Origin of the sequence: uncultured Paraglaciecola sp. (assembly GCF_913058035.1) — a bacterium.
Classification (GTDB): domain Bacteria; phylum Pseudomonadota; class Gammaproteobacteria; order Enterobacterales; family Alteromonadaceae; genus Paraglaciecola.
Genome location: NZ_CAJXPA010000033.1, coordinates 26,046 through 33,132 on the forward strand (window position 1 = coordinate 26,046; position 7,087 = coordinate 33,132).

Sequence of the window (7,087 nt, forward strand, 5' to 3'; positions counted from 1 at the left end):
ATTAAGAGGCCGCTAACAGTGTTTTTGCTGTTAACGCGTCTTTTTGTATTTGTTGATGAAGTAACTCAAAAGAATCGAACTTCATTTCTTGTCTGATCTTACTCACTAAAGCCACAGAAATAAATTGGCCATATAAATCATCATTAAAATCGAATATGTGTACTTCTAATTGTGAACGTTGACCATTTACTGTTGGCCGATGGCCGATGTTCGCCACACCTGAATAGTTTTTATCTGCCACAGTGACGATAACTGCAAAAACGCCATTGACTGGAGCTTTACAGCGCTTGAGCAACACATTAGCAGTAGGAAAACCGATGGTGCGCCCTCTTTTATCACCATGTAATACTTTCCCAGCAATAGTAAAAGGTCTACCTAACATTTGCTGGGCAAGGTCAAAATCATCGTCGCTTAGAGCATCGCGAATTGCAGTTGAACTAATACGACAATCTTCTAGGCGAAAACTTTGTGTACTAACAACGTCAAACTGACATTTTTCGCCTTCTTCAACTAGCGTAGCAAAATTACCAACTCGACCTTTGCCAAAACGAAAATCATCACCCACTACCAAATACTTAATACCTAATTTATCAACTAACAAACCTTCAATAAACTCTTCAGCACTGAAGGCAGCAAAATGTCGGTCGAATGTAACGCACAACAGACGATCGATACCTATCGCTTTTAATTGTGCGTATTTGTCGCGCAATAAACTTAATCGGGCAGGCGCATGCTCAGGAGTAAACAACTCTTCAGGTTGAGGTTCAAACACCATCACTGTAGAGGGCAGACCTAATTCATTAGCTTTTTCAACGACTTGGCTTAGAACAGCTTGGTGACCTAGATGCACCCCGTCAAACTTGCCTATTGTTAATACACAACCGCGATGCTTATCTCGAAGATTATGTAGACCACGTATCAGTTCCACTGCACTCTCTTTAAGCCCCAAAGGCTTGCTTTAAAAGCCCAAAGGCTTGCTGAAAATCAATCAAAGGCGCGGATTATAACTGACTACAGGCCGATTGAAAGCAGTAACCTTAATGATTGTTCATTTTTAAACTTAGGCAGACCATAATGGCATCATTAATGATTACTTTGTCGCAACTTTTGATGCCGAAAAAGTGTGTTTTCTCACCCCTAATATCAAGAGGCTTGCCACAAACACTGCTGCTCCAAGCGCAATTAACTTTGTTAACTCAAAAATTTTATTCATTAACGAAAAGTCAACCCAATCCGTGGTGACTGGATTGCTCATAAAAATGATAATACCCATCAATGTACTAGCAAACACTATTTTAACAATCAGACTAACTGTTTGCGATGAAGCGATATAAACACCCCGCTTATGCAATGTACCGTAGAGTAATAAAGCGTTCATCAATGCCGAAAGAGACGTAGCCATGGCCAAACCTACGTAATCAAATGGCCAGACTAAAATTAAATTGAATAACATATTCGCAGCCATGCACCAGATACCAAACTTCACAGGGGTCTTAATATCTTGCCTAGAATAAAAGCCCGGCGCTAGCACTTTAACCAACATAAAACTCAATAAACCGAATGAATATGCCATTAAGCTATGGGAAGCATAAGTGGCATCTTGAGGGGTAAATTCGCCACGCTGAAAGATGGTTAATAACATAGGCTCTGCCAACATGAACAGACCTGTTGCTGCAGGGATCCCTAATAAGCAGATCATTTTTACTGCCCAATCAATATTAGCACTAAACGCTTTGTCATCCTTAGCTACGTGATTTTGCGATAAGGTTGGCAAAATCACGGTCGCAATAGCAATCCCAAATAATCCCAATGGAAACTCTAATAGACGATCAGAGTAATACAGCCATGATATCGAGCCAGTTCCCAAAAAGCTGGCAATAACAGTATCAAACAATAAATTAAGTTGACCAACAGAGACGCCAAATAGTGCAGGAATAATCAAGGTTCTAACTTTGACAATATCAGGGTCGGACCATCCCCATTTAGGTTTGACCAACAACCCCGCTCGATATAAAAACGGTAACAAAAACAGTAATTGAAATAGTCCACCCAAAAATACACCCCAAGCTAATGCAAACGCTGGCTCATCAAATTTTGGTGCTAAATATATTGCACATCCTATAATGGCAACATTAAGTAAAACTGGGGTGAAAGCAGCAACAGCAAACTTATTTAAAGTATTTAGAATGGCACCAGCCAATCCAGTTAAAGAGACAAACAAAAGATAAGGAAAGGTTATTTTTAGCATTAGCGAAGCTAATTCAAACTTTTCTCCTGCTGGCTCACCATTCACATATTCTACAAACCACCCCATACCAAAAAGTGCTGCCAATATCGGAGACCCTATCACACCGACAATAGTCACCATAGTCACTACTAAGCCTAAAGTACCGCTAACTTTGGCAACAAATTGTTTTAGATGTTCTTCGTCACTTTCATGTCTTACATCAGCTAAAACGGGTATAAAGGCCTGAGCAAAAGCACCCTCAGCGAAGAGGCGACGTAAAAAGTTAGGGATTTTGTTAGCAAACAGAAAAACATCCGCATTGGCACCCGCGCCCATTAAGTTGGCAATCACCGCATCTCTTACCAAACCCAGAATACGTGAAATAAATGTCATGGCGCTGACAATCATGCCTGATTTAAATAACTTACCTGACACCTGCTTGTTCCTAACCAGCAAAAACATTATTATGCGTGAACAACAGACAAATAGTCTATACCCAAACAACTGCAAGACATCGAATTCATCAAGAGATTAAAATTGTTTAGATGAATATGTCTAGTCGGGACTGCGCAAGTAAGACCGCGAAGTGGAGCTGTCTAGGGTATCGACTTTTTTGGAACGCTCAGTTAGAACTTGCCCAATAAGAGCATGCCAAAGGAACTAACTTTTTTAACCAAAATGCGCACAAATGTGCGCATACAAGTATCTGTTAATAAAAATTGCCAACGCGGAACTCAGCACCAGAAAGAATACGTTTTAAAACAACCCAAGAAAACGCATATTTTGATGTAACTCAGGTGCATAGATTCAAGCAAGCTTAGGACCGTAGAGTTAAGTCTGCATATAGATCTTCGGTAATTAAATGAATAAGAATCCATTATTTGAAGTAAAACCCACAAAACTAATTGACATAAACGGACTTGATCCTCATAATCCGCACCCTTGAATTTTGACTAGAATTTTTTTGGGAGTTACACCTTGGCTAACATCAAGTCCGCTAAGAAACGTGCCATACAAGCGGAGAAGCGTCGTCAACATAACGCTAGCCGTCGCTCTATGACACGTACGTCTTTGAAAAAAGTACTTTCTGCTATTGCCTCTGGTGATAAAGAAGCTGCTCAAGCTGCATACACTGCAGCAACACCTCTACTTGACCGTATGGCAACGAAAGGTTTGATACATAAAAATAAGGCTGCTCGTCATAAGAGTCGCCTTGCAGCACAAATTAAAGCTTTAGCTTAAGTTTGTATTGATTTAAAAAAAAGCGCCCTTGGCGCTTTTTTTATGTCTGAAGCTAAAAAATCATATCAATTCAGGTATTAACTTTTCTGCCCAAGCAACCACTTCGACTTCAGGCTCGAGAGTTTCACAGGCATCAATTTCCAATAATCCTGTTATTGGCTTTCCTTGCAACTCAGTCAATAAGTCGAAAATTTGTCTCCCTGCACCGCAATATGTTTCACCGTAACTACTGTCGCCTAAGCCTGCTACTGCAAAAGGTTTCTGTTCCAACAATGTAAATTGCTCGCGCAAGTCTTCAATAAAAAACTCTAGATTCGGTGGTATGTCACCCTGCCCTGTCGTTGAGCTAATAAATAGCAGTGACGTAACCTTTTTAAAGTCATCTAAAGAAGGGTCAGTAAACACCTCCGATGTAAGACCTTGTGCACTAAACATCGTGTTTACATCTTCTGCCACATGTTGTGCATTGCCATATACTGTTCCAACGAAAATACCGATTTTGCTCATATTAAAATTCCTAATTAGGTGAGGCGATGCCCTACACATTTACAAATTATGTAGTCTGTTTAATTGATCGTGACAAATCTGCCAATTTTCTAGTAAATCGACAATATTTTTATCTAAATCACAACGTAATGTTAATGGTGTTTCTGATATCGGATGCGTTAAAGTCATTGATTTACAGGTTAACGCTAATTGATTAAAATTAAACTGTAAGCGTAAAAAAGTATTATGTTTACCGTCGCCGTGGGCAGTATCTCCGACAATAGGATGGTTGATGTGGGCTAAGTGCCGCCTAAGTTGATGCTTACGCCCTGTTTTGGGTGTCAGTTGAACTAGGGAATATCGAGCCGATGCGTACTTGCTCACAGCAAAGGGCAATTCGAACTTATCCAATCTACTAAAATGTGTGAATGCAACTTGTGCAGGTTTATCAGGTCTAATTGATTTATCAGCGATTTTATCGAGTTTTTCCTTGAGCGGATGCTCTATTTCACCTTCATTCATAGTATGACCTCGAACAATTGCTAAGTAAGTTTTCTTAATATTTCTTGAGGCAAATTGTTCTCCTAATTTTCTAGCAACGTCAGCAGATAAAGCAAATACCAATACACCAGATGTTGGTTTGTCTAATCGATGCACAGGAAAAACATGTTGTCCAATTTGATCACGAAGTAACTGCACAGCAAACTGAGTTTCATGTTTATCTAACATACTGCGATGTACTAATAACCCTGGTGGTTTACTAATGGCGACTAAAAACTCATCTTGATAGACTATAGACAGCAACATGTTATGAAAGTGAAAACATTAAATCAATTTCATTAATAACTTTCATAAGCTCAGATTGATTACCTTTGGCTTCAAAACTTCTTTCTGCCATTGGCATAAGCTTAAGATTGTCTGGCAATGGGTTTCTGGTGTTGACTAAATTAGTCATTTTAGGGATAAAAATAAACTGTAACCACTGCTCAAAAGACATCGTGTCTAAGGCGAAAGGCAGTTTACTTTGAAACACCTCAACAGGCAGAGTGTTACTCGACCAAAGAGTTGCTTCACGCAAGCTTTGTTCTAGTTTTACTATCAGAATTTCGACTTCTTTATAACTTCGTGGCATGATCAACCAATTTAACCCAATAAAATTAACATTATTTTTATTTTCTAACTAGTTAATAGCCAATAACCCTATAACATACGAAAGAATAACATGAGTCAGATCAATACTATCAGCGAATTTTTGCTCCAAGCTGGCACAGACTATCGAGTTTTTGACATGGCTCGTGGCATCAGAGCCCTTGGCTCTCAGTTTTTTTTAGACATTGAAAGTGCTGCCGTACCAGCCCCATATCCAAGACAGCAGCACACTTGGTTTGGTGTATTATTTTTTAACCAAAAAACAAGTCATGAACGCTATATTTGGTTTGTAAAATTGCCTCTTGATGAACAAGGCCTAGTTATTGACGCAGCAAGGCAACAGTTTTTGCAAATTGTAGTTGAAGCTTTAGGGCGCTCGTTAGACAAGCAAAACAATCCCAATAATCAGCTGCCTGAAAATCCTTTTACTTTTGTTCCTAATCAACAACAACTGGCTGATTTTAACAGTATCGGTAGAATTGTATTAGATATGCCTTTATCAGATCACTTAGATATAGTAGAGCAATATTTAATGGATCCTAAGCGGCACGATTGGCGCGCTATTCCTTTACAGGGCATAGCGAACTTTACCGCATCTCTGCAGCATATGAAAAGTAAACATCTATTGTTAACACAGTTTTCAATCTTGGCGCCGGATATGCAATACGCTTTGTGTGCATCGTTAGAGAATCATCAGATAGATGAGAAGATTAGCTCAGTGCTGGTTAACTGGTATCATCAGGACACAAATGATGAAAAAAGGCTACATAGTGTGCTTCGAGGGCTGTGTCAAAGCAAAGCTAGGGTAGTAGTTAACTCGTTCATATCTTTGATACTCAGTTCGGAAAATGGACAGACAAATACAGGGTTAATGTTGATTGCAGCCCGGCATTGGCTATGTATGAAAGAGCCAGCAATTCTCGCTCTTTTTGTCGAACAATTAGCGGCTTGTGAGGACCAAACATTTATTGGGTTATATTCTGACCTAGTTCAAATACCAGAAATAAGGAAACCTATGTTAGAAGTTTTACGCTGGCCTGAAAAAAGCCCACAACTCAATCAGGCTATTGGCCAACTATTTGGCCAAAAAACATCATGAATTTATTTGATTTAATACTATTGATCGGCATTTTTCTCTTGGCAGCTATGTTTTGGCGTTTTCGAGCCATATCAGAAGCTATCAAATCGCAATTGGATGCATACTGTGAGCGACAACAGCTACAGCTCATTAGTGTGGCAAGAGTAAAAATTCGTCTGGGAAGCTATAGAGGTAAGCTTGACTTTCATAGCGACTTTATTTTTGAGTTTTCTGGTAATGGCGAAGATAGCTGTCAAGGTCAAGTTAAAATGATTGGTCTAAAGATACAGAATATAGATACACCCGCTTACAGGGTTGAATGATTTTTTTGTGAAGACAAATAACGATGTTGCATGAAAAGAAAGGTCTATAAAAATGAAAAAGGCGTGACTTGGAGTTCAAGTCACACCTTTAAAGAATTTTGAGGGTCCCTCTCTGCTGTCCATTGCAAAATCTTTCCTGAAAATGTCCGTATTACGCCCTTTCCCTCCAATCTCATCATACCGATAAGCCACTCGTCCGGAGTGTGTCCTTTATCCCTTTCATCCCGACTTCCAAACGGGGCACCATACTGGTGTGTCCATATTCCATCAGCTTCGTATCCTTACAAAGCACTCTTCCTGAGTTCCTGTCCTTGTTCTCGCATCCTATACGAGGCACCGTCCATTGTGGTCCTTGTCCATCAGCTTCGTATCCTTACAAAGCACTCTTCCTGAGTTCCTGTCCTTGTTCTCGCATCCTATACGAGGCACCGTCCGTTGTGGTCCTTGTCCATCAGCTTCGTATCCTTACAAAGCACTCTTCCTGAGTTCCTGTCCTTGTTCTCGCATCCTATACGAGGCACCGTCCATTGTGGTCCTTGTCCATCAGCTTCGTATCCTTACAAAGCACTCTTCCTGAGTTCC

8 protein-coding genes are annotated in these 7,087 nt (G+C 40.0%); 3 read left to right on the top strand and 5 right to left on the bottom strand.

What is annotated here, in order from left to right; all coding sequences use genetic code 11:
* Window position 1 precedes the first annotated feature (1 nt).
* Both ribF and murJ read right to left on the bottom strand, forming a co-directional pair.
* Window positions 2-928 (bottom strand): bifunctional riboflavin kinase/FAD synthetase, encoded by a 927-nt coding sequence (gene ribF, locus QZ562_RS06480; RefSeq protein WP_293758366.1) that lies wholly within the window; start codon window positions 926-928, stop codon window positions 2-4.
* Window positions 929-1,090: 162 nt separating this feature from the next.
* A complete protein-coding gene (gene murJ, locus QZ562_RS06485) occupies window positions 1,091-2,662 on the bottom strand; it encodes a murein biosynthesis integral membrane protein MurJ (RefSeq protein ID WP_293758373.1) in 1,572 nt (523 codons plus the stop codon).
* A gap of 543 nt (window positions 2,663-3,205) precedes the next feature.
* On the opposite strand from murJ, the gene rpsT reads away from it, so the two are divergent.
* Entirely contained in the window at window positions 3,206-3,469 is a 264-nt protein-coding gene (rpsT, locus tag QZ562_RS06490) for a 30S ribosomal protein S20 (RefSeq protein ID WP_007618345.1), read from the top strand.
* Window positions 3,470-3,529: 60 nt separating this feature from the next.
* Here the strand turns inward: rpsT and QZ562_RS06495 are convergent, their stop codons facing one another.
* Genes QZ562_RS06495 through QZ562_RS06505 form a run of 3 tightly spaced genes read right to left on the bottom strand, consistent with a single transcriptional unit; the run spans window position 3,530 to window position 5,087 of the window.
* Complete coding sequence (locus QZ562_RS06495) at window positions 3,530-3,976, bottom strand: flavodoxin domain-containing protein (RefSeq protein WP_293758384.1); 447 nt, start codon at window positions 3,974-3,976, stop codon at window positions 3,530-3,532.
* A gap of 39 nt (window positions 3,977-4,015) precedes the next feature.
* Window positions 4,016-4,762 (bottom strand): tRNA pseudouridine(65) synthase TruC, encoded by a 747-nt coding sequence (gene truC, locus QZ562_RS06500; RefSeq protein WP_293758387.1) that lies wholly within the window; start codon window positions 4,760-4,762, stop codon window positions 4,016-4,018.
* 1 nt (window position 4,763) lies between these two features.
* Window positions 4,764-5,087 (bottom strand): YqcC family protein, encoded by a 324-nt coding sequence (locus QZ562_RS06505; protein WP_293758389.1) that lies wholly within the window; start codon window positions 5,085-5,087, stop codon window positions 4,764-4,766.
* A gap of 90 nt (window positions 5,088-5,177) precedes the next feature.
* Between QZ562_RS06505 and QZ562_RS06510 the strand changes: the two genes are divergently transcribed.
* Together QZ562_RS06510 and QZ562_RS06515 are read left to right on the top strand one after the other, a co-directional pair.
* Window positions 5,178-6,203, top strand: a complete 1,026-nt coding sequence (locus QZ562_RS06510) for a DUF3549 family protein (protein ID WP_293758392.1) — start codon at window positions 5,178-5,180, stop codon at window positions 6,201-6,203.
* The gene (locus tag QZ562_RS06515; RefSeq protein ID WP_293758394.1) at window positions 6,200-6,505 is read left to right on the top strand and encodes a DUF3301 domain-containing protein; all 306 of its coding nucleotides are present in this window, start codon (window positions 6,200-6,202) and stop codon (window positions 6,503-6,505) included. Before QZ562_RS06510 ends, QZ562_RS06515 begins: the two co-directional genes overlap by 4 nt.
* Window positions 6,506-7,087 lie beyond the last annotated feature (582 nt).

What these genes read in the sequence shown, in the direction of transcription:
- QZ562_RS06495 (WP_293758384.1), bottom strand. Translation starts at nt 3,976, where the DNA reads ATGAGCAAAATCGGTATTTTCGTTGGAACAGTATATGGCAATGCACAA.
- truC (WP_293758387.1), bottom strand. Translation starts at nt 4,762, where the DNA reads ATGTTGCTGTCTATAGTCTATCAAGATGAGTTTTTAGTCGCCATTAGT.
- QZ562_RS06505 (WP_293758389.1), bottom strand. Translation starts at nt 5,087, where the DNA reads ATGCCACGAAGTTATAAAGAAGTCGAAATTCTGATAGTAAAACTAGAA.
- QZ562_RS06510 (WP_293758392.1), top strand. Translation starts at nt 5,178, where the DNA reads ATGAGTCAGATCAATACTATCAGCGAATTTTTGCTCCAAGCTGGCACA.
- QZ562_RS06515 (WP_293758394.1), top strand. Translation starts at nt 6,200, where the DNA reads ATGAATTTATTTGATTTAATACTATTGATCGGCATTTTTCTCTTGGCA.